The sequence below is a fragment of the Bernardetia aquimarina genome (assembly GCF_042180575.1).
Taxonomy (GTDB): Bacteria; Bacteroidota; Bacteroidia; order Cytophagales; family Bernardetiaceae; genus Bernardetia.
On record NZ_CP170094.1, the window covers coordinates 4278945 to 4298978 of the forward strand.

The window sequence follows — 20034 nt, forward strand, 5'->3', positions numbered from 1 at the left end:
GAAAAGGCAATAAAAATTAATCGTATTGCTAATCCTATTGGAATAACATAAGACAAGACTTCTAAGGCTATACTTGTTGTTTTTTTCGCTTTCATAATCAAAAGTTAATTATGATTTACAAGGTCGTCTGTATTGGCAAGAACTTGTTTTCCGTCTATGGTTTGGATAAGTGTTTTTTCTGAATTAGATTTTAAAACTGTTCCTAAAATCAAATTTTTTCCTACTACAATATGTCCTTTTTTCTCGTCCACAACCGTACAATTATGTCTTGTTCTGACTTCTGCTAATTCTCCCAAACCACTCAATCCTGCATCTGCAAATAATTCAAGAATAGCTCGTGAGCTAAATGTAGAAACTGAAACTTTCCCTCCTTTATCGGTACTTTGAAACATTTGTTTCAATCCTTTTTCATTGTATTCTCTTCTATAAATGGTATCAATTTCTTTAATATCACTCTTTTTTAGGGGTTTGAGGGTGTCATGAATGGTGCTATAATCAATAGACCAAACACTTTTCAATTCGTCTGCGATGTATTTTGTAATGTCTGCATTAGATTGAATTTGAGTAGCTGATGAAGAACTAGAGCCACTATTTCTAGTAAGAGAATTTAATTGCAGCTCTGAAACTGGAACAGATAAACCTGCTTTTGAAACGGCTATATTTGTATCATTTCCCCAAATACCGTCTGCACTAGAAACCGTTTTACCTGTTCTTGTACGCTGTGTAGGTGCTAAATGTCCTGCTGAAATGAGGGCATTTTGAAGTCTAATAATATCACTTTTTGGACTTCGTGAAGAAATACCGTTTGCTGTATTATAGCCTGTATTTGAACTGGAATAAGAACCACTACCTGTATTTGTTTTTACTGGAACTGCTTTTATAGGTTCTGTTTTCTTTCCCTTTCCTATCAGTTTTTTGATTTTTTCGTTTTCAGTATTTGCTACAAAAAGTCCTGCTCCTCCTGCAACTACGGCAGTTGCTAATAGAATATATCCTGTATTCATTTTTTCTAATTTGGTATTTGCTCAATTAATTGTGAAATCATTTTATAATCATCGCTACCTACTTTCAAAAGGTCTTTTGTTAAAGGAGTTCCTTTTGTCATTTTTTGATACGATTGATTTACATCTGAAAAAAAGCGTTTTGAGGGCATCAATTTGATTAAACGCTGACATTCTTCTTCGTCCACATTCCAATCGTACCACGAAGTTTCAAGCGCACTAAAAAATTGAACAGCATAAAATTCTGGTTTTTCTGCATTTGTAGCCTGTCCAAAATTGTTATTTTCTTGTGCCTTACGAACCGTTTTTTTGACTAGAATAACAGTCGTTACAGGAACAGCAATAACAAAGGCTAGAGTAGCTAACTTGGGTAGTATTTCGGCTGCTTTAACGGCTAATAATGGATTCATAAAAACGTTTTATTTCTTAGGTTTTACGGCTTTCATGGCAAGGCTTTTTATCATCTTGAACTGCTTAGATTCACTATTGATATGATTTGCAATGGTCAGAAGTCCGTCTAAATTATCCGTGTTTTTATTGAGCATCTGACTAAAAGCCTTCATTAATTCTAGTGCTTGTTCGTCATTCTCAGCTTTAAAAGCTGCATCAAAATTGTTAAAATTATAAGTAGGCATAGGCTTTTTTGGGTACTACAAGACGTACAACGGTACGTCTGTACATTTAAAATTCGTTTTCTGTTTCTGTGAGAGGAATAAGATTTTCTAAAAGTTGTTTGTCGTGAGCTGCACGTTTGAGAAAATCAAAAATGGTAGCGAGTTCAAAATCTTGAAAGCTCTTTTTGAGTTGCTCAAAAAAATGGAGTTCCTTTTTTTGAAGTTCTGTAAGTCCGTTTTCAGTAGTCGAACTACTTGAAAATTTCACTTCATTTGTGCTTTGTGAAGGATTATAACTGGGAGCATTTGGCTCTTGTGGTTCTTCTTCATACAAACTACTGAGCATTCCCAATGTTGGATACGTTTTAGAGAGTTTTGAATTTGCTAAAACTTGAATGGCTGCTGGTGCAATAGCTTCTAAGATTCCACTTAAAGAACTATTTGCGTTCTTTGTTTCTTCAATTTTGCTTTTTGCTTCTTCTTTAATGATTCGGTTTTGTTCGGTCAGATAAGCGACTTCTTCTGTCAAATCTTCAATTTTTCTATCTTTTTCCCAATCTGATTTTTCTTTCAAAATATCAAACTTGGGTTTGTTGTCGTAGGCGTTTTTTGCTGCTTCTGACGGTGTTCCATTCAATCCATTACTTTTACGAAATAGAACAGTACGGTCATAATTTCTGCTTTTTCCTTTATAAATTCGGATAGAAACAAATTGAGTAGAAGGATTTATATAATTTACAAAATCGTAAAAATGCTCTACATTATCAGTACGGCTAACAATAGGTTGTTCATCAATTTCAATATCATAATCTTTATCTCCTTGTTCTACGAATTTGAGTAAAATATCTATTGCGCTATCTGAATATGGTTTTTCTATATAGGTACTTGCCATGAGTTGTTGTTTTTTGTGAAATAGGGAATTTCTTTTGAGTAAATTTATTGAGGTTCTAAATTAATTACTTGCCAAAACTGTAAGGTCTGACGGTTGTAAGTAATGTTTTCTATTTGTGTGCTACCACTATGTTCTAAAGTATTATCATTGGTTTGCTTTCCAAATTCTCCAAAATAACCTCTATCGAATTGTACCAAAATACCAAAGTCAGTATTCGGATTATCAATGACCCAAAACTCGCCATAGTGCATGTTTTCAGTCTTAATTTCTTCGGATTCTAAAATGACTAATCTAATTTTGATAGCGTAATTTGTCCATTTTAGCTCTTTGCAACGTCTTTCTATATAATCAAGCATAATTTTGATATTCGTTTACGCATACATCAAAACGAGCGTAATTGTATAATTTGGATTAGGGCAAAATTTCGGTGTAGAACCAAAGGCAGTAGAAAAACCACTAGAAAAACTGTCTTGACAATAATATTTTGTGTTGAGTTTGTCTATGCTGATAACTTCTATTATATCTCCTGCTTTGACAGGCAATAAAAGCGCATCTAATTCTTGTTTTCGTTTGATTCGTGCTTGAGGAAGTTTGACATTAATCCTAAAAAAAGAGGAAACATCTGTATTTAGATTTACACTCACTTCTGCAATCGTTCTCAAATCAACTTTGTAATACTCGTTTGTTTCGTTACATACGGCTGCAATACCTATAATTTTTGTTGCATCGGTGGGCATACGAAAAGAACTTTTTATTACTTTGTTCAAATCCATTTTTACCTCGTGAACAATATATTTAGGTTTCATATTCTATGCTGTTTCGTAGCGAACTATTAATGTAACTGGATAATTTACGCTTGTCGTCGGATTGCTTGGAGAGGGTTTATCTTGGTAGCGTAATTTGATTTTATTTGCACTCACGACTTCATCAAGTACATACTGTGCGTCAAGCAAAGCAAATGATTGGAAGCGTAATACTATTGATACTTATAGAGAAATAGTTGAGAAAAAGGGAGGAAAACTTCATACAAAGGAATATAAAAATTCTGCTGAAACTAAGTTATCAGTTGAATGTAACAAAGGGCATAAATGGATAACTTACCCTGGTCATATCATAAAAGGAATATGGTGTAGAAAGTGTAATGGTTCAGCTCCTCATACACTTGAAGATGTAAGAAAAGTAGTTGAAGATAGAGGTGGGAAACTTTTATCGACGGAATACAAAAACGATATGACTAAAGTAACATGTCAGTGTGCAGAAAATCATATTTGGGATATATCACCTAATAATATGAAGCGTGGAAAATGGTGTCCAATTTGTAATTCAGGCATTGGAGAAAGAGTTTGTCGATTAGTTTTTGAAAAAATATTTAATAAGCCATTTAATAAAGTTAGACCCAGTTGGTTAAGAAATAAACGGGGTTTTATAATGGAACTTGATGGATATAATAAAGAATTGAAACTTGCATTTGAGCATCAAGGAAGGCAACATTATAGTAAAAAAACCAATCAAAGATTTATAAAAGAAAACACTACTCAAAACGACAAAAAAAAATTAGAAATATGCAAGTTAAAAGGAATTACTGTTATTTACATTCTCGAGTATAGTACTGGACATGAGTTAAATTTTTGACAAAAAAAGGACAGAAAGAGTTAATTTAGAAGTGTGAAAACCAAAAAACTCTATTCCGTCCTGCTGAACAAATATACAAAGGAATTTTCAGATATTCCTATCCATTATGTTCACGCTACTTTGTTGCTTATTAGCTGTATTCTGATAAAAGAAACTGTTAATCTAAACAAATTAAAAAATCAAGTAGGTATTTTTTTAAATTCTCCTACTGTTCAAATTGATTCTCATTATAAACGGCTTACTCGTTATTTTTTGGATGTCTATGTTCAAAAAACACTATGGAAGCTGATTCTAGTTTTTAGTATAGGCTCTTTTTTGAATAGAAAAGACATAAAAAAAGAAATTTTCTATCTAGCTATGGATGGTAGTGTTTGGCAATTAGGGGAATATACCTATCATGTTTTGGTCTTAAGTGTTATTTATAGAAAAATGGCTATTCCTATTTTTTGGATCAATTTAGAACGAAAAGGTAGTTCTACTGTTGCTCATCGTAAAAGTTTATTAGCATCGGCTTTATTGTTATATCCTTTTTTAAAAAGATTTACAATTTTAGCTGATAGAGAGTATAAAGGTAGAGTTTGGTTTAGGTATTTAGAAGAACAAGGATATACTTACATTATTCGTCTTTGTAAGGGAGATTATCAATTAGAAGTTAAAAAATACCACAGCTTACTTAAAAAAGCTAAATCAGGCAAACTAGTAAGCCAAGAATTTGAAACTGACTTTGCAAAAAAACTAAAAATAGTGATTTCTTATAATGCTCAAGCAGCAAAAGAAAGTGAAAAGTTTGTCATTTTATTAACCAACAAATATCGTTTAACAAAGGAGAAAATTAGTGCTATCTATTATCTCAGATGGAAAATAGAGTGTTTATTTAGACATTTGAAAACAAATGGATTTCATTTAGAGGAGTTAGGAATGGTAAACCCAAGAAAAATTCGTGTTCTAATGGCATTAGTAATTGCATCTTTTTTACTCTGTATCTTAGAAGGAGTAAAAACAAAACAAAGAGTAAAAAAAGACAATGAATCCTTTTACGAGTCTGTTTTTAGAATCGGATATGGAAAAGTAGTATTTTATGCTACTTCTATAGACAAAATATTAAAAATAATAACCCAATTAGTGCAAAAATCTAAAACTCAAAATACAACCTAAATTAACACATGTCCAGTACTGTAATAAGTGGTATGACTTTGTGTTTTTTCAAAATTCTTTCCTATGCCAAATATATAACGTGTTCCGTTTGGAGTAATAATCTCCCATTTTTGATCTGCCCAGTTTGCATTTCCATCTCCGTAATATCCAGCACCTTCTCTAAAAACAGGAGGAATACGTTTTATTTTTAGCTCTTGATAAGATAATAGTATAGGCTCTACTTCACCAGTACCCTTATTTCTCCTCATAACAAAACTGCCTGCATAGCCTCCAAAATTAAAAGAAAACTCATCAGGCTGTCCATCATACTTACCAGCTGCTACCTTTTGTTGAGTTTCATCCTGATTATTATTTATATCCCATAAATTTTCTGGATGAAAAGGTAAATGTAAATAACCTCTTGGAGTATTACTATTTCTAATCTCATCAGGTAATCCTCTTACAGAACGAGTAATAATACCACCTGCATTCAAGCTCCAACCTAACCCTACCCAAGAACCAAAATCAGCTACTTTAATCCCTCCACTATGATAACTGATAGATACATCAGTAGATAATTGATATCCTAAAAGTGAGGTTACAGGAATAGAAATCTGAGGAGTTCCTGTGTGCATATTTACAGGTATCTCTGCATACTTAGCCAATGAAGCTGCATTAGGAGAAGGAGGTAAAATACTTAGATCTGCAGAATATTGATTTGGTATTGATTGTCCATTTGCAGAACTGTACAAACACAGTAAAAATACAATAAGAGAGAGCGTATAAAATTGAAATGATTTCATGGTAATGCCTTTGCGAATGATAATGTGATTATTCAAGACGCAAATGTATTACATTAAAAAATAAACTCAAACAGATAGAGCAAAAAACATATAAAAAATCTAAACAAACAATTTTTAACACATAAAAAATCATTTTTTGGTTAAAAATCAGAATAAAACCCTGTTAATTGATTGTTTTCCACAATATTATTGTTCTATTACTTTTTTAATAATTGCATTTTATCTGTTTTAAATTAAATTATTTTAGAAAAAAAGTAACTTTTCAATCATTTAAACAAAAATAAATTCCATATTTATATATCTCATTACATTTTTAACTCCTTTCAAAGTGCTACAAACAAAAAATATACTGCTATTTTATCTTACGTCCCTCTAATTAGTAAAAAAAACTCTTTCTAATAAATTACAACTTTAAACATAAGTTATACTTTTTCCCTAACCAAATTGTTAGGGTCTGAGCTTTTTTTTAACTTTGATAGTTCTTTCAGAAGGCTGTCAATAGTAAAAAAATATCCAAAACTATTGTCAGAGCTATTTTGGATTACCAAAAAACTACTGACAAAGTTTTTATGCACATGCCCTGTGTGCTTTTAAAAAAAAGATAAAACACGAATTAGTTATGATAAGGTACAGATTAAATACAAACAAAAACAGATAGAGTACAGATAAAAATAGACTAAATACACACTAATTACAATCAAAAAAAAGAGAAAATTAAAAAAGCCTTCAATTTTTTAGTTTTGAAGGCTTTTTTTGTGGGTTTAAATAATTTTATTCAGATAGGCATTGCAATTTTCACCCAATTTGGCTAGTGCTTTAGCTTCTGTTTTATTTAGTTTTAAAACATTTTTGTTTGATTGTGCTGCACTTCTCAAATGCTTGACTACTTGCTCATATAGATATATTTGCATAAAAAACACAAATGTATCATCGGTAACAGCGTTGTGTGAAACGCTATTATTAAACTTAAATAGTTTGTCTTCTAGTAGCCGTAACATATACCAAATTTGTGTATTTGGTACGTAAACCGTCCATTTTTGAGTTGCAGGATTATATTTTGATTGACTGTTTAGAGTTAATGAGGTTGATTTTCTCATTGTTTTGGATTAGCAATATGATGAACCATTTTTAAACGAAAATTAAGCATACTTTCAAGAAATTCAGAATTACATCGCTCAAACTCTGCTCTGACTTTCTCATATTCGGTATCTGTTATTTCCATACCATTTGAGATATAACACTCCTCTATTTGGTCAAGTGCTATTTTGATTTCCTGTTCACTTGCAAACTCTTCTTTTGGCTCTTCGTAGGCTTCACTTGTTGCACTAACCTGTGGAAAATAAGTAGGGTTTGACTTTGGTACGGTATGCTTCCAAATGGTTGTATTTTCTACTCTATCCACGATGATAGCCGTTTTGAGAGTAGTACCGTATTTGACTTTGTACTGGATAGGATTTTTAATGATTTTATCTACAAAGTCTTTAAAATAAGCTAAAACTTTTTGACTGTCATGGTCATAGTATTGAGCGTATAATGCTCGTTTTTTATCTACAAATGCACCCTCATTATTCTGTTCCTGTTCATTGAAATACAAAACAAGTTTGTAACGACATGGAACTCTTAATTTATTATTTGGAATGCGTGATTTTGTTGCTGTATTCATAGTTTTGTTGTATATTTGTATTGAGGCTCTGCTGGAGAGCAACCTCAAACTCAAGGCTAATTTTGCATTTTTTTGCATTTTAGTTGGGACAATCTTGCTGATACGTTAGCAAGATTTTTTTTGTCTAATTTTTCGGAATACATCGGTTGTTTTTTCCTCTGTACTTCAAAGCGCAGCACCTTCTTTCTTCGTTTTATTTTGCCTTTTTTCTTTTTCTGTTTTTCTTTGTTTCCTACAATTAGCCAGAGGAGCAAACTCTTTTTCTGTAATTTTTTTATACAGATATTCAGATTCCACAGTGTATTTTTTTTTCTGTTTTTGACCCACTCCCACAATTCGGAAAAATTTACCGACTTTACATGTATTTTTAAGTATTTATATATACAGAGAAACATTACATATAAATACTATAATAGTGGTAATTTTTTCCGTATTATTCATTTTTGATGCTTTTTTTAGGGTGTTCTTTATAGGGTTGCTTTTGGAGCAACTTTTATTTTTTTTGGAAAAATAGAGAAAGGAAGGATTCTTTTTTAAGCGTTAAAAACGTGTTGTACGGACACTTTTTCGCCAAAATAAGAAGTTAGTAAACGAGTATAGATAGTACAAATAGAACTGTTTTTGATACTATCAAAGGCATCTTTTGGACACTTAATAGTCAGTTTGTTTGTACCATATAGATAGGAATCAAAAGAGAATTTTTGTAGCAGCTCTTTATGCTCCTGTGTAACTCCTTCAATGCTCATAAGGTCATTTTTGAGAGTTTGGTACTTGTGCGCTTGAGGTAATAGTTTTGTAGTAGCTTCTACGATGGTAATTCCCTCATACGTTTTTAGGTGTTCAATATCTAAGAAAATAGAGAAGTTAAACCATTTACGGTAAATGTCTTGTTCTTTTTTTGGCTTGAACATAAAACCTGCTTTACACATTTTTTTGATATGATTGCGTATTGTTTTTTCTGATTTTGTTCCACGTTGGATAGCTATTGCTTCTCCACAGGATAGAAATTTAACTCATAATAAACAGCAACTAAAAGGCTAGTAATTCATTTTACTAGCCTTTTTTCTTTTACACTAATATAAGTGTATAGAAATTCGTACTGCTTATTTACTAGAAAGTAACGAAAGTATTTGGGTTTCAGCTATTGAGATAGAAGAAAATCAAACTTGTTTTATGATTAACCATGTCAGTATGTTTTTTGACGAAATGACGATGAAAAAGTATAATGTTTTGGTAGAAAACGTACTGTAATTTCTAAATCAAAAATGGTTTTTGTTTCTTTGTAAAAAATTAGAATAAACTACACATTCAAAACCAATAGACAAACAGTATGACAACAATGACAGAAACATCGACAATACAAAATGTATTGAACGAATTAGGAATAAAAGAACACAATGCTTGTTATTCAACAGGTTCAAAATGGGCTTCTACTGGCTCAAATAGAGAAACTAAAAAAATCTACTCTCCTGCTGACGGAAAACTTATCGCTTCGGTTGATATGGCAACTCAAGAAGATTACGATACAGTAATCAAAACGGCACAAGAAGGATTCAAAAAATGGCGTACACTTCCTGCACCTCAACGTGGCGAAATTGTTCGTCAAATAGGAGAGGCTCTTCGTAAGCACAAAGATAATTTAGGCAAATTGGTAAGTTATGAAATGGGTAAAATCTATCAAGAAGGCTTGGGCGAAGTTCAAGAAATGATTGATATTTGTGATTTTGCTGTCGGACTTTCTCGCCAGCTTCATGGCTTTACGATGCACTCTGAGCGTCCGAAGCACCGTATGTATGACCAATATCACCCACTTGGTGTAGTCGGAATTATTTCAGCATTCAATTTTCCAGTAGCTGTTTGGGCTTGGAATTCGATGTTGGCTTCTACTTGTGGCGATGCTTCAGTTTGGAAACCATCTGAAAAAACTCCTTTTACAGCTTTGGCTTGTCAGAATATTATTACTGATGTTTTGAAAGAAAATGACGTTCCAGAAGGAATTTTCTCTGTAATCATTGGCGATGCAACTATTGGAAAAGCAATGGCAGAAGATGAGCGTCTTCCTCTAGTTTCGGCAACAGGTTCTACTCGTATGGGTAAATCAGTTGGCGCAGCAGTTGGACAGCGTTTGGGTCGTTCTTTATTGGAATTAGGTGGAAACAATGCAATTATTGTTACTCCAGAAGCTGATTTAGAAATGGCAATTCGTGCTATTATTTTTGGTTCAGTTGGAACGTGTGGACAGCGTTGTACTTCTACTCGTCGTTTGATTTTGCATGATTCTGTTTATGATACAATCAAAGAGCGTTTAGTAAATGCGTATGCAAAACTTCCTATCGGAAATCCATTAGAACAAGGAACTTTAGTAGGGCCACTTATCGACAAAGATGCTGTTAAAGGTTTTGAAAATGCACTTAAAGAAGTACAAGCAGAAGGTGGAAAACTTATCTGTGGTGGCGAAGTATTAGAAGGCGAAAAGTACGCATCAGGAACTTATGTAACTCCTGCAATCGTAGAAGCGAAAAATGAATACAAAATGGTACAGGAAGAAACATTTGCACCAATTTTATATTTATTGAAATATTCTGGCGAAGTAGAAAATGCAATCGCTATGCAAAACGATGTTCGTCAAGGACTTTCTTCTTCTATTTTCACTAAAAATATGTTAGAAGCAGAAGGATTTTTAGCGCATTGGGGTTCTGATTGTGGAATCGCTAACGTAAATATCGGAACATCAGGTGCAGAAATTGGTGGTGCTTTCGGTGGCGAAAAAGATACTGGAGGAGGACGTGAATCGGGTTCTGATGCTTGGAAAGTATATATGCGTCGTCAGACAAATACAATCAATTATGGAACAGAACTTCCTTTAGCTCAAGGAATTAAGTTTGATATATAAGTAAATAATCGACGCTTGCTAAGGTCGGATTACCGACCATTAACAACGTCTTCAAAATAGTATTTTTTTAAACCTATGAGGATTGATTAGTCCTTATAGGTTTTTTTTCTGTCTAAAAATAATGAGATTTTGCTGTTTGCTTACATTTTCCACTTTCTTTTAAGGTTGGATATCAAGCAAACATTAAAAAAATAGACTTTTTGATGTTTACAGTAAAAAATGACTATGTTTGAGGCAAAAAGCAGACTAAACATTAAAATATCGCTTTTTTAATGTTTGGTCTAAAAAAATGATTATCTTTGAGCTAAATAAACCTACCAAATGGTAAAAATCAATTATTTTAATGCCAGAACCACTCTATTCTATAAATCCAGATAGAAATATTCCTTGGAATGGATTACCCTTATTGCCAATAAAAGAGGAAATTTATAAGACCGTCGAAATTATTGAAAAACTAGGAAATGCGAAGGCTGCTCTAGCAAGACTTCACGGAAGAAGTGCCGTTATACCTAATCAAGGATTACTCATCAATACGATAAGTCTGCAAGAAGCCAAAACTTCTACTGCTATTGAAAATATTTTTACTACCGATGATGAACTATATAAAGCATATAGCGAAAAAAATAGTGAAACAGAAACGACACCATCATCTAAAGAAGTATTGAGATATAGAGAAGCTCTATGGTCTGGTTATGGTTATTTGCAAAAAGAAAAAGCATTTACAAAAGACTATTTTATTCAAGTAAGTAGTTAGACAAAATTATTAAATATTTTTTTTATCTTTGTTTTATGAGAGGAAAAAAACGTTTTATTAGTTTGAGTATAGAGGAAGTATCTTCCTTAGAGCAAGGTTGGAAAGAAGGTAAATCATCAACTTTCCGTACTCGTTGTCATTACATTCTTTTAAGCCATCAAGGAAAAAAGGTTAGTGAGATAATGGATTTTTATCAAGTTACTCGCCAATTAGTTATTCGTTGGTTTAATCGGTATGAAAAAGAGGGCATAGCAGGATTAGAGACGAGTAAAGGACAAGGTCGTCGCCCTATTCTTCGTATAGATAATGAAGAAGAAATGAATAAAGTAGAATCTCTAGTTGAAGCCAGTCCTCAAAGTTTGAAAGTAGTTGTTTCTCAATTGGAAGAGGAATTGGGTAAATCTATGTCAGTCAAGACTTTAAAAAGGTTGCTTAAAAAAAAAATGGTGTTGGAAACGCTTCAGAAAAGTAACTGTTAAGAAACCTGACCCTGTTGTATATGAAGAAAAAAAACGTAGTTTAGAATTTCTCATTCTTTTATTTTTAGCAGGCTGTATAGATTTGCGTTTTTGTGATGAGTCTTCCTTCAATTTAGAACCCAATGTTCCTTATGGTTGGTGTAGAATAGGAGAACAAGTAGGCATTAAAAGTAGTAAGGGAGGTAATTTAAATGTATTTGGATTGCTTAACTTGCGTGGAGAACTAAGCAGTTTTGTAAGCACCCAAAACATTAATTCTAAAGTTATCATTGATTGTATAGATCAGTTTGTAGAAACAATTGAAAAAACGACTGTTCTAGTGTTAGATAATGGACCTTGGCATATTTCTAAAGAAATAGAAGAGAAAATAGAGGAATGGGAAGAGAAAGGAGTACTTATTTTCTACTTACCTTCTTACAGTCCACATTTGAATCCCATAGAAACACTATGGAGAAAAATCAAAATAGAGTGGTTAAGACCTCAAGATTTCACGAGTAAAGAAGACTTACATCAAGCTGTAAAAAATATTCTAAAAAAATACAATAGTAAAAAGTATAAAATTGATTTTACTATATATAAAGGAAAATTGTTACGATAATTATGTCTAACTACTTATATCAACAAATCAAACAGACTACAACTCGGATAAGACCACCCTTTGTAACTACAGTAATTCGCCAAGGTGGAACAGACCTTAATGCTGGACAGGTAATCTATACTCCACCTCGTGGAGAGAAAATAATTGAGGAAAAACTAGAAAATCTGATTGATTTTGTTAATGATGATGAAAAGTATAATATAGACCATTTACTAAAAATGGCTATTGCACATTTTCAATTTGAAGCAATTCATCCATTTGCTGATGGAAATGGACGGACAGGACGAATTTTTAATATTCATTATCTAACAAATAAAGGATTATTAGATTTTCCTATATTATTTTTAAGTAAATATATTCTTGCACACAAAAATGATTACTATGAAGGTATAATGGGAGTTTCACAGCGAGGAAGTTGGAAAAACTGGATACTTTTTATGCTACGGGCAATAGAATATACTTCAAATGATACCTTTTACAAAGTAAATGATATTGTTTCAGCTAAAAGTTCGATAGTAGAATATATCAGTAAAAAGAAAAAATTTAAAGATGTAGAAAAACTTATCGAATTTTTATTTACACAACCATTTATCAAAGTATCGCATTTGGTAGAGGCAGGAATTTATTCTGAAAATACATCAAGAAAATATCTAAATGATTTATCAGATTTACAAGTTTTAGAAAAAAAAGTAGTTGATGGTAAATATTATTATCTAAACAATGAATTATATAGAATTTTGTCTAAATAGATTTGACGATTGCTAAGGTCGGATTACCGACCATTAGCAACGTCTTCAAAATAATATTCTAAATCCTTTCTCTTTGAGGAAGGATTTTATTTTGTTGGAGAACTAGCAAAATAGGTTTCTACATCTAAATTAGCTGCAAAATTTTGATATTCTTTAGTTCCAAAAATAGGTTGTGCTGCTGCTTGAAATTTAAGAGGATTTTCCCAAACAATAATAACAGCTTGTGTATTTTCTGCTAAACTCGGAACGCCTTGTTCATTGAGTTTGTGTACTTTAAACTCACGAGCAAATTTATAACCGTCATGGCTTTTCAAAGAATTAAAAAATACTTCTCTGTTTTCGCCAAAAGCATCATCAGTTTTGCCCTTACGAATAGCAAATTCTACTACCAAACCTTCTTTTTTGATGCTTTCCATATCAAATGATTTTCCATCAAGAGTTTCTAAGACTGCGTAAGCTAAAGGATTAAAACTAGCAAAATAATCTTTTGCTTCTTTTTGGGGCATAAGACGTGTTGCAGCTTCCCCAAATCCTTGCATAGAATTCCACTCTGTCATTCCGATTAATACCTGTTCAACATTCAAATCGGGAATTACTGTAAAAAATGGTTGCCATTTTCCTTCATTTAAAGCTGCTTTTTCTTTTCCCAAAACGTCCACAAATTTAGCTCGTGTGTCTAAAAAGTTTTGATGCTGTCCTTCTTTGGATTGGTTGATTGCAATTTCGAATAGTGTATTCATTTTTTTGGAGTTTGATGTGTTAGTTGATTTATTTGTTCCACTATAGTACTGGACATGAGTTAAATTTTTGACAAAAAAAGGACAGAAAGAGTTAATTTAGAAGTGTGAAAACCAAAAAACTCTATTCCGTCCTGCTGAACAAATATACAAAGGAATTTTCAGATATTCCTATCCATTATGTTCACGCTACTTTGTTGCTTATTAGCTGTATTCTGATAAAAGAAACTGTTAATCTAAACAAATTAAAAAATCAAGTAGGTATTTTTTTAAATTCTCCTACTGTTCAAATTGATTCTCATTATAAACGGCTTACTCGTTATTTTTTGGATGTCTATGTTCAAAAAACACTATGGAAGCTGATTCTAGTTTTTAGTATAGGCTCTTTTTTGAATAGAAAAGACATAAAAAAAGAAATTTTCTATCTAGCTATGGATGGTAGTGTTTGGCAATTAGGGGAATATACCTATCATGTTTTGGTCTTAAGTGTTATTTATAGAAAAATGGCTATTCCTATTTTTTGGATCAATTTAGAACGAAAAGGTAGTTCTACTGTTGCTCATCGTAAAAGTTTATTAGCATCGGCTTTATTGTTATATCCTTTTTTAAAAAGATTTACAATTTTAGCTGATAGAGAGTATAAAGGTAGAGTTTGGTTTAGGTATTTAGAAGAACAAGGATATACTTACATTATTCGTCTTTGTAAGGGAGATTATCAATTAGAAGTTAAAAAATACCACAGCTTACTTAAAAAAGCTAAATCAGGCAAACTAGTAAGCCAAGAATTTGAAACTGACTTTGCAAAAAAACTAAAAATAGTGATTTCTTATAATGCTCAAGCAGCAAAAGAAAGTGAAAAGTTTGTCATTTTATTAACCAACAAATATCGTTTAACAAAGGAGAAAATTAGTGCTATCTATTATCTCAGATGGAAAATAGAGTGTTTATTTAGACATTTGAAAACAAATGGATTTCATTTAGAGGAGTTAGGAATGGTAAACCCAAGAAAAATTCGTGTTCTAATGGCATTAGTAATTGCATCTTTTTTACTCTGTATCTTAGAAGGAGTAAAAACAAAACAAAGAGTAAAAAAAGACAATGAATCCTTTTACGAGTCTGTTTTTAGAATCGGATATGGAAAAGTAGTATTTTATGCTACTTCTATAGACAAAATATTAAAAATAATAACCCAATTAGTGCAAAAATCTAAAACTCAAAATACAACCTAAATTAACACATGTCCAGTACTGTATAAGCCGATAGAGTTCTTTAAGCTCAGAGTCATCTTTTATAATTTGATTCATTTATTTTTCTATTTCTTCTATACGAAGGGTCAAGTGTTCCAACGTTGTTTTAGCACTCTCTTCCAGTAGTTGTTGAATAGAAGTTTTGCTAAATTGACTTTTTTCAGTAACGTATGTTTCTAGCTCTTGTCTATGAGTAACTAGCTTTCTTCGTAGTGTTTGCAATGTTTTTAAAACTTCTAGCTCCTCAGTAGAAGGAGTATATAAATTAGCTTTATCTTGAAAACGAAACGTATAAAAAGCAATATTTTTAGAATCAACTTTGTCATTTTTGAGCTTTTTGACCCCCATAGAACGTTTGATTTGAAGTGGGTTTTCTACCCAACTATTACAACTAAACTCCGTCAAAGCAAGTACCAACCAGTTGATATACATACCTGTATGTTCCATACAAAATAAACTTTCCTCTAGTTTATACGTCTCTTGAAAAGAAAGAATATACGCTCGTAGTGTCTTCAAGTTGTTAGCAATTCGTTCGTGATTTACTATTTCTCCTTCTCTGAGAATAGCAATATCTAGATGGTCTTTGCTCACATCGATGCCTATAAAATTTTGATAATTATGCATAATAAGTTAGTTTAGAAGTTGCTAGTAAAAAAGTAATTCATCGTATTCAATCAGACTTAAAACCGTATCTAATGAGTTTATTTTTATATCAATAAAAATGCTCCGAAAACTATTTGAGTTTAAGATTGAATAAAGGTAGGAAGAGACTAATTCAACGGATAGAATCTAAGTTCTTGTTGGTGTTATAGGTTCTCTTCCTACTAGATGAATTCTTAAATACAAGATAAGAAATTACATCTATTTTATCTACTACAAAACTAAAGGTTGGTGTCCCCACCAATGACAAATAAACCTATCATACTTTTTACAACGCCACCTGTTTTTAGATATATTTTATTTTGCTCATTTACTCACTACCAAATATATACAGAAGTATAATTCTAATACACAAACTCAATTTCTTTATTTTCAAAATAGGTAATTTTTCCATTTTGTCCTGCTATTTCTAGAGCTAGTTTACCTTCTGGGTTTATTCCCAAAATTTGTCCCGTAATTTTTTGATTTTTTAGTTTGTCTTTGTAATAATGCCATTCTTGATAACGAAAAAGATGCGAAAGGTAATCAGCTCTCAAACTATCTTTTTTTCCTGCTCGTAATTGTAAATAATGTTTTTCTATAAAAAAAAGAATTTCGGTCAAAATTTCTTCTTTATTCCAATCTTTATTTGTAAGTTCTTTTAGTGAAATAGCTCGGTTTTCTGTATTAATTTTATCAAAAATTTGATTGATATTAATTCCAATTCCTATAATACTTTGATTTATTTTTTGCGAACTAATTTGATTTTCTATCAAAATTCCTCCTATTTTTCTATCTTCTTCTTCATAATTTACAAAAATATCATTTGTCCATTTTATCATCAACTCATCAGCCATTTCTAAATAATCAACCTTCAAAACTTCTTCCAACGCATCACGAACACCCAACGAAACAGCAATCGTAATCCAAAAAGATTCTTTTGGAGACAAAAAAGTAGGGTTGAGCAAAATAGAAAAAGTCAGATTTTGATTTTCTTGAGCCACCCAATGGTTTCCTCGTTGTCCTTTTCCTTGTGTTTGGTGGTTTGTCCAAAGGAGTGTACCTTCAAAAATCGAATTTGGTGCATTTTTTTCTACATCTTTTTTGCTTTCTGAAACTCGTTTTGCCAAACTTTCGTTGGTGGACTGACAGCTTGGCAGATAAATTTGGTTTTGTCCTATAAAGAGTCCCTTTGTATGAATTTTGTAATTGGTCATTTATATTTAATTCATTTGATAATTTTACTTGATAATATCTTATCTTTGCAAGTGAATTTTTGATAATTTTTTTGATAGAATCTAATTTGATTCTGCTTTTTATTTTAAAATTGGAACAAAATCTTCATCCAATTTGTAAATCAAAAACTCAAATCTAACTTAAAATAAAACCAAAATTATGAAAGCTAATCAAAAGTTAATTACTTTCCTCTAATTTTTTTAAATAAATACATAAATCTACACTATGACTCAAAAACAGTCGGTTACTTCACAAATGCTTTCTCAAGCTATCGTGGCTGGTCTTCAAGACCGAAAAGGAAAATCAATTACACTTCTTGACTTACGTGATGTCAAAAATTCTATCGCAGATTTTTTTATTATTTGTACAGGTACTTCTGATACACACGTCGATGCACTAAAAGGTTCAGTAGAAATAGAAACCTATAAACAATACAAACAAGACCCTTGGCACGTAGAGGGTAGAGAAAATCGTCAATGGATTTTGATGGATTATGTAGATGTGGTGGTTCATATATTCCAAGGTGAAAAAAGAGAGCGTTTTGGTTTAGAAGAACTGTGGGGAGATGCCAAAATTACTCAAATTCCTGATTTGGATTAAAATTGATGAATTAAAGAAATATTATTTATCAAAAATCAATTTTATTTATTTTAAAATATCCCAAATAATAGATTTTTGACAAAACGATTACAAACAATAGAACTAACTTTTGGTTTAACAACCGATAATTTAGATTCATAGATTAGCAAACGAAATATAAAATAGACTTATTTTTTAATAAAAATAAGTCTTAGGAGCAAACTTTATTATACAAAAGATTTTTAAATTACGTATTTGTGTATTTTCTATACAAACCCTACTGGTTTTCAATTCGTAATTTTTAATTCGTAATTGTTCCTTATAATTATACTACTTATATACTTTTTTATAATGGCTACAGAAAAAGACAGTAAAGAAACAAAGGATACCAAAAATCCAAAAAATTCGATGCGTAACAATATCCCAAAAGGAACTGGAGGCAACTACCAAATTTGGTTGTCAGGTCTTTTGATTGCATTGATATTAGGAGCATGGTATCTCAACCAAAGTACGACAGTCAAAACTTACGAACAGGATTTTGATAAAATGGCTCGTGCTGGGGATATAGAAAGTGTAAAATTAATTACAAATAAAAATATTGTAGAACTTACACTTACCGAAGAAGCCCTCAAAAAAGAAAAATATGCAAACGAACTAAAGCAAAAAAATCCTTTTGGCGCAATAGTAGAAAAACCTCCTCACTATTTTTTAAATATAACGAGTGGAGAAAGTTTTAAAGAAGATTTTGATAAACTTCAAGCTGATTTGCCTGCTGACAAACGTATAAAATATGATGTAGGTCAAGATGCTGATTTTAGTGGTGTAATCTTTACTTGGGGATTTTTGATTCTTATTTTGGTAGCTTTTTGGTTCTTGATGCGTCGCATGACAGGTGGAGGAGCTGGTGGACAGATATTTAATATCGGAAAAGCAAAAGTTTCTTTATTTGATAGTGAAAGTAAAGTCAAAATTACGTTTGAAGATGTTGCAGGATTAGATGAAGCAAAACAAGAAGTAGAAGAAGTAGTAGATTTTCTTCGTCAGCCAACAAAATATACAGAGCTTGGTGGCAAAATTCCTAAAGGTGTTCTGCTTGTAGGTCCTCCTGGTACTGGTAAAACATTGCTTGCAAAAGCTGTGGCAGGAGAAGCTGGTGTTCCGTTTTTCTCACTTTCGGGTTCTGATTTTGTAGAAATGTTTGTGGGTGTTGGTGCTGCTCGTGTACGTGATTTGTTCAAACAAGCAAAAGAAAAAGCTCCTTGTATTATTTTTATTGATGAAATTGATGCGATTGGTCGTTCTCGTGGTGGTGGAAAACAACCAGGGTCGAATGATGAACGTGAAAATACATTGAACTCTCTTTTAGTAGAAATGGATGGATTTTCTACCGATGCAGGTGTTATTATTTTAGGAGCTACCAACCGTCCAGATGTTTTGGATAGTGCTTTGATGCGTCCCGGTCGTTTTGATAGACAAATCAGTATTGATAAGCCAGATATTAAAGGAAGAGAGGCAATCTTCAAAGTTCATTTAGAACCTTTAAAAACTGCCCCTGAAATAGATGCAAAAAAATTAGCTGCTCAAACTCCTGGATTTGCAGGTGCTGAGATTGCCAATGTGTGTAACGAAGCTGCTTTGATTGCTGCTCGTGAAAACAAAAAAGAAATAGGAATGATTGACTTTGAAAATGCTATCGATAGAGTTATTGGTGGATTAGAAAAGAAAAATAAAATCATTTCTCCAGAAGAAAAGAAAATTGTTGCTTACCATGAAGCAGGACATGCAGTGGCAGGTTGGTTCTTAGAACACGCTGATCCATTGGTTAAAGTTTCGATTGTTCCTCGTGGAATTGCAGCTTTAGGATATGCTCAATATTTACCAAAAGAACAATTCCTTTACACAACCGAACAGCTTACCGACGAAATGTGTATGGCTTTAGGTGGACGTGCAGCCGAAGATATTATTTTTGGTAGAATCTCAACAGGAGCTTTATCTGACCTTGAAAGAATTACAAAAATGGCTTATAGTATGGTTTCTGTTTATGGAATGAATGCTAAAGTAGGTAATGTTTCTTTTTATGATGCACAGCGTTCGGATTTTGCAGGCAAACCGTATTCGGATGCAACAGCCCAAGTTATTGATGAAGAGGTAAAAGAAATGGTAGAAAGAGCTTATATTTTTACTAAAGAATTACTAACCGAACATAGAAACGAACTAGAAGTAATTGCAAAAGAGCTTTTAGAAAAAGAAGTATTATTTCAAAGTGATTTGGAAAAATTGATTGGCAAACGTCCATTTGATAAACCAACAAATTACGAAAAACATACAAAAAATGGATTTGATGATGTTTTGGAAGGAAATTTAGATCCTCTGACATAAAAACT

General features: G+C 32.1%; 22 protein-coding genes and 1 pseudogene. 10 read left to right on the forward strand and 13 right to left on the reverse strand.

Annotation, left to right across the window (positions count from 1 at the left end; all coding sequences use genetic code 11):
* Positions 1-104: 104 nt before the first annotated feature.
* The 6 genes from ACE193_RS18325 to ACE193_RS18350 are packed head-to-tail and all read right to left on the reverse strand — an operon-like array spanning position 105 to position 3313.
* The gene (locus ACE193_RS18325; RefSeq protein ID WP_375559670.1) at positions 105-1004 is read right to left on the reverse strand and encodes a hypothetical protein; all 900 of its coding nucleotides are present in this window, start codon (positions 1002-1004) and stop codon (positions 105-107) included.
* A 5-nt stretch (positions 1005-1009) separates the two neighbouring features.
* Complete coding sequence (locus ACE193_RS18330; RefSeq protein WP_375559671.1) at positions 1010-1411, reverse strand: hypothetical protein; 402 nt, start codon at positions 1409-1411, stop codon at positions 1010-1012.
* Between the two features lie 9 nt (positions 1412-1420).
* Complete coding sequence (locus ACE193_RS18335) at positions 1421-1636, reverse strand: hypothetical protein (protein WP_375559672.1); 216 nt, start codon at positions 1634-1636, stop codon at positions 1421-1423.
* Between the two features lie 46 nt (positions 1637-1682).
* Positions 1683-2507 carry a hypothetical protein gene (locus ACE193_RS18340; RefSeq protein WP_375559673.1) on the reverse strand — a complete coding sequence of 275 codons (825 nt, stop codon included), beginning with the start codon at positions 2505-2507 and terminating at the stop codon, positions 1683-1685.
* Between the two features lie 44 nt (positions 2508-2551).
* Positions 2552-2863 (reverse strand): hypothetical protein, encoded by a 312-nt coding sequence (locus ACE193_RS18345; RefSeq protein ID WP_375559674.1) that lies wholly within the window; start codon positions 2861-2863, stop codon positions 2552-2554.
* Between the two features lie 15 nt (positions 2864-2878).
* Complete coding sequence (locus ACE193_RS18350; RefSeq protein ID WP_375559675.1) at positions 2879-3313, reverse strand: hypothetical protein; 435 nt, start codon at positions 3311-3313, stop codon at positions 2879-2881.
* 94 nt (positions 3314-3407) lie between these two features.
* On the opposite strand from ACE193_RS18350, the gene ACE193_RS18355 reads away from it, so the two are divergent.
* Positions 3408-4139 (forward strand): hypothetical protein, encoded by a 732-nt coding sequence (locus tag ACE193_RS18355; RefSeq protein ID WP_375559676.1) that lies wholly within the window; start codon positions 3408-3410, stop codon positions 4137-4139.
* A gap of 33 nt (positions 4140-4172) precedes the next feature.
* A complete protein-coding gene (locus ACE193_RS18360) occupies positions 4173-5294 on the forward strand; it encodes a transposase (protein ID WP_375559008.1) in 1122 nt (373 codons plus the stop codon).
* On the opposite strand, the gene ACE193_RS18365 is transcribed toward ACE193_RS18360, so the two are convergent.
* The 4 genes from ACE193_RS18365 to ACE193_RS18380 form a co-directional block, all read right to left on the reverse strand.
* Positions 5291-6076 carry a hypothetical protein gene (locus ACE193_RS18365; RefSeq protein ID WP_375559677.1) on the reverse strand — a complete coding sequence of 262 codons (786 nt, stop codon included), beginning with the start codon at positions 6074-6076 and terminating at the stop codon, positions 5291-5293. The genes ACE193_RS18360 and ACE193_RS18365 overlap by 4 nt on opposite strands.
* A 761-nt stretch (positions 6077-6837) precedes the next feature.
* A complete protein-coding gene (locus ACE193_RS18370; protein WP_375559678.1) occupies positions 6838-7173 on the reverse strand; it encodes a hypothetical protein in 336 nt (111 codons plus the stop codon).
* Positions 7170-7739, reverse strand: coding sequence for a hypothetical protein (locus ACE193_RS18375; protein ID WP_375559679.1), 570 nt, complete (start codon positions 7737-7739; stop codon positions 7170-7172). Before ACE193_RS18375 ends, ACE193_RS18370 begins: the two co-directional genes overlap by 4 nt.
* A gap of 533 nt (positions 7740-8272) precedes the next feature.
* Complete coding sequence (locus ACE193_RS18380; protein ID WP_375559680.1) at positions 8273-8650, reverse strand: hypothetical protein; 378 nt, start codon at positions 8648-8650, stop codon at positions 8273-8275.
* A gap of 428 nt (positions 8651-9078) precedes the next feature.
* Between ACE193_RS18380 and ACE193_RS18385 the strand changes: the two genes are divergently transcribed.
* The 5 genes and pseudogenes from ACE193_RS18385 (at position 9079) to ACE193_RS18405 (ending at position 13212) form a co-directional block, all read left to right on the forward strand.
* Complete coding sequence (locus tag ACE193_RS18385) at positions 9079-10632, forward strand: aldehyde dehydrogenase family protein (protein ID WP_375563371.1); 1554 nt, start codon at positions 9079-9081, stop codon at positions 10630-10632.
* A gap of 343 nt (positions 10633-10975) precedes the next feature.
* A complete protein-coding gene (locus ACE193_RS18390; RefSeq protein WP_375559681.1) occupies positions 10976-11386 on the forward strand; it encodes a Fic/DOC family N-terminal domain-containing protein in 411 nt (136 codons plus the stop codon).
* A gap of 35 nt (positions 11387-11421) precedes the next feature.
* On the forward strand, positions 11422-11865 hold the full coding sequence (locus ACE193_RS18395) for a helix-turn-helix domain-containing protein (RefSeq protein WP_375558679.1): 444 nt from the start codon (positions 11422-11424) through the stop codon (positions 11863-11865).
* A 31-nt stretch (positions 11866-11896) separates the two neighbouring features.
* Positions 11897-12463 (forward strand): annotated as a pseudogene (locus tag ACE193_RS18400) (IS630 family transposase); the annotation flags it as partial.
* Between the two features lie 2 nt (positions 12464-12465).
* The gene (locus ACE193_RS18405) at positions 12466-13212 is read left to right on the forward strand and encodes a Fic family protein (RefSeq protein WP_375559682.1); all 747 of its coding nucleotides are present in this window, start codon (positions 12466-12468) and stop codon (positions 13210-13212) included.
* 86 nt (positions 13213-13298) lie between these two features.
* Here the strand turns inward: ACE193_RS18405 and ACE193_RS18410 are convergent, their stop codons facing one another.
* Positions 13299-13952, reverse strand: a complete 654-nt coding sequence (locus ACE193_RS18410) for a hypothetical protein (RefSeq protein ID WP_375559683.1) — start codon at positions 13950-13952, stop codon at positions 13299-13301.
* Between the two features lie 104 nt (positions 13953-14056).
* Between ACE193_RS18410 and ACE193_RS18415 the strand changes: the two genes are divergently transcribed.
* Positions 14057-15178, forward strand: a complete 1122-nt coding sequence (locus tag ACE193_RS18415) for a transposase (RefSeq protein WP_375559008.1) — start codon at positions 14057-14059, stop codon at positions 15176-15178.
* 75 nt (positions 15179-15253) lie between these two features.
* Here the strand turns inward: ACE193_RS18415 and ACE193_RS18420 are convergent, their stop codons facing one another.
* Both ACE193_RS18420 and ACE193_RS18425 read right to left on the reverse strand, forming a co-directional pair.
* Positions 15254-15820 (reverse strand): transposase, encoded by a 567-nt coding sequence (locus ACE193_RS18420; RefSeq protein WP_375559684.1) that lies wholly within the window; start codon positions 15818-15820, stop codon positions 15254-15256.
* Between the two features lie 380 nt (positions 15821-16200).
* On the reverse strand, positions 16201-17052 hold the full coding sequence (locus ACE193_RS18425) for a biotin--[acetyl-CoA-carboxylase] ligase (RefSeq protein ID WP_375559685.1): 852 nt from the start codon (positions 17050-17052) through the stop codon (positions 16201-16203).
* A 244-nt stretch (positions 17053-17296) separates the two neighbouring features.
* On the opposite strand from ACE193_RS18425, the gene rsfS reads away from it, so the two are divergent.
* Positions 17297-17671, forward strand: coding sequence for a ribosome silencing factor (rsfS, locus tag ACE193_RS18430; RefSeq protein ID WP_375559686.1), 375 nt, complete (start codon positions 17297-17299; stop codon positions 17669-17671).
* A 330-nt stretch (positions 17672-18001) separates the two neighbouring features.
* Positions 18002-20029, forward strand: a complete 2028-nt coding sequence (gene ftsH, locus ACE193_RS18435) for an ATP-dependent zinc metalloprotease FtsH (protein ID WP_375559687.1) — start codon at positions 18002-18004, stop codon at positions 20027-20029.
* Positions 20030-20034: the final 5 nt, after the last annotated feature.

Bases quoted from the DNA above. Each gene is read 5' to 3' on its own strand.
- ACE193_RS18325 (WP_375559670.1), bottom strand. From the start codon at position 1,004: ATGAATACAGGATATATTCTATTAGCAACTGCCGTAGTTGCAGGAGGA.
- ACE193_RS18330 (WP_375559671.1), bottom strand. From the start codon at position 1,411: ATGAATCCATTATTAGCCGTTAAAGCAGCCGAAATACTACCCAAGTTA.
- ACE193_RS18335 (WP_375559672.1), bottom strand. From the start codon at position 1,636: ATGCCTACTTATAATTTTAACAATTTTGATGCAGCTTTTAAAGCTGAG.
- ACE193_RS18340 (WP_375559673.1), bottom strand. From the start codon at position 2,507: ATGGCAAGTACCTATATAGAAAAACCATATTCAGATAGCGCAATAGAT.
- ACE193_RS18345 (WP_375559674.1), bottom strand. From the start codon at position 2,863: ATGCTTGATTATATAGAAAGACGTTGCAAAGAGCTAAAATGGACAAAT.
- ACE193_RS18350 (WP_375559675.1), bottom strand. From the start codon at position 3,313: ATGAAACCTAAATATATTGTTCACGAGGTAAAAATGGATTTGAACAAA.
- ACE193_RS18365 (WP_375559677.1), bottom strand. From the start codon at position 6,076: ATGAAATCATTTCAATTTTATACGCTCTCTCTTATTGTATTTTTACTG.
- ACE193_RS18370 (WP_375559678.1), bottom strand. From the start codon at position 7,173: ATGAGAAAATCAACCTCATTAACTCTAAACAGTCAATCAAAATATAAT.
- ACE193_RS18375 (WP_375559679.1), bottom strand. From the start codon at position 7,739: ATGAATACAGCAACAAAATCACGCATTCCAAATAATAAATTAAGAGTT.
- ACE193_RS18380 (WP_375559680.1), bottom strand. From the start codon at position 8,650: ATGTTCAAGCCAAAAAAAGAACAAGACATTTACCGTAAATGGTTTAAC.
- ACE193_RS18385 (WP_375563371.1), top strand. From the start codon at position 9,079: ATGACAGAAACATCGACAATACAAAATGTATTGAACGAATTAGGAATA.
- ACE193_RS18390 (WP_375559681.1), top strand. From the start codon at position 10,976: ATGCCAGAACCACTCTATTCTATAAATCCAGATAGAAATATTCCTTGG.
- ACE193_RS18395 (WP_375558679.1), top strand. From the start codon at position 11,422: ATGAGAGGAAAAAAACGTTTTATTAGTTTGAGTATAGAGGAAGTATCT.
- ACE193_RS18405 (WP_375559682.1), top strand. From the start codon at position 12,466: ATGTCTAACTACTTATATCAACAAATCAAACAGACTACAACTCGGATA.
- ACE193_RS18410 (WP_375559683.1), bottom strand. From the start codon at position 13,952: ATGAATACACTATTCGAAATTGCAATCAACCAATCCAAAGAAGGACAG.
- ACE193_RS18420 (WP_375559684.1), bottom strand. From the start codon at position 15,820: ATGCATAATTATCAAAATTTTATAGGCATCGATGTGAGCAAAGACCAT.
- ACE193_RS18425 (WP_375559685.1), bottom strand. From the start codon at position 17,052: ATGACCAATTACAAAATTCATACAAAGGGACTCTTTATAGGACAAAAC.
- rsfS (WP_375559686.1), top strand. From the start codon at position 17,297: ATGACTCAAAAACAGTCGGTTACTTCACAAATGCTTTCTCAAGCTATC.
- ftsH (WP_375559687.1), top strand. From the start codon at position 18,002: ATGGCTACAGAAAAAGACAGTAAAGAAACAAAGGATACCAAAAATCCA.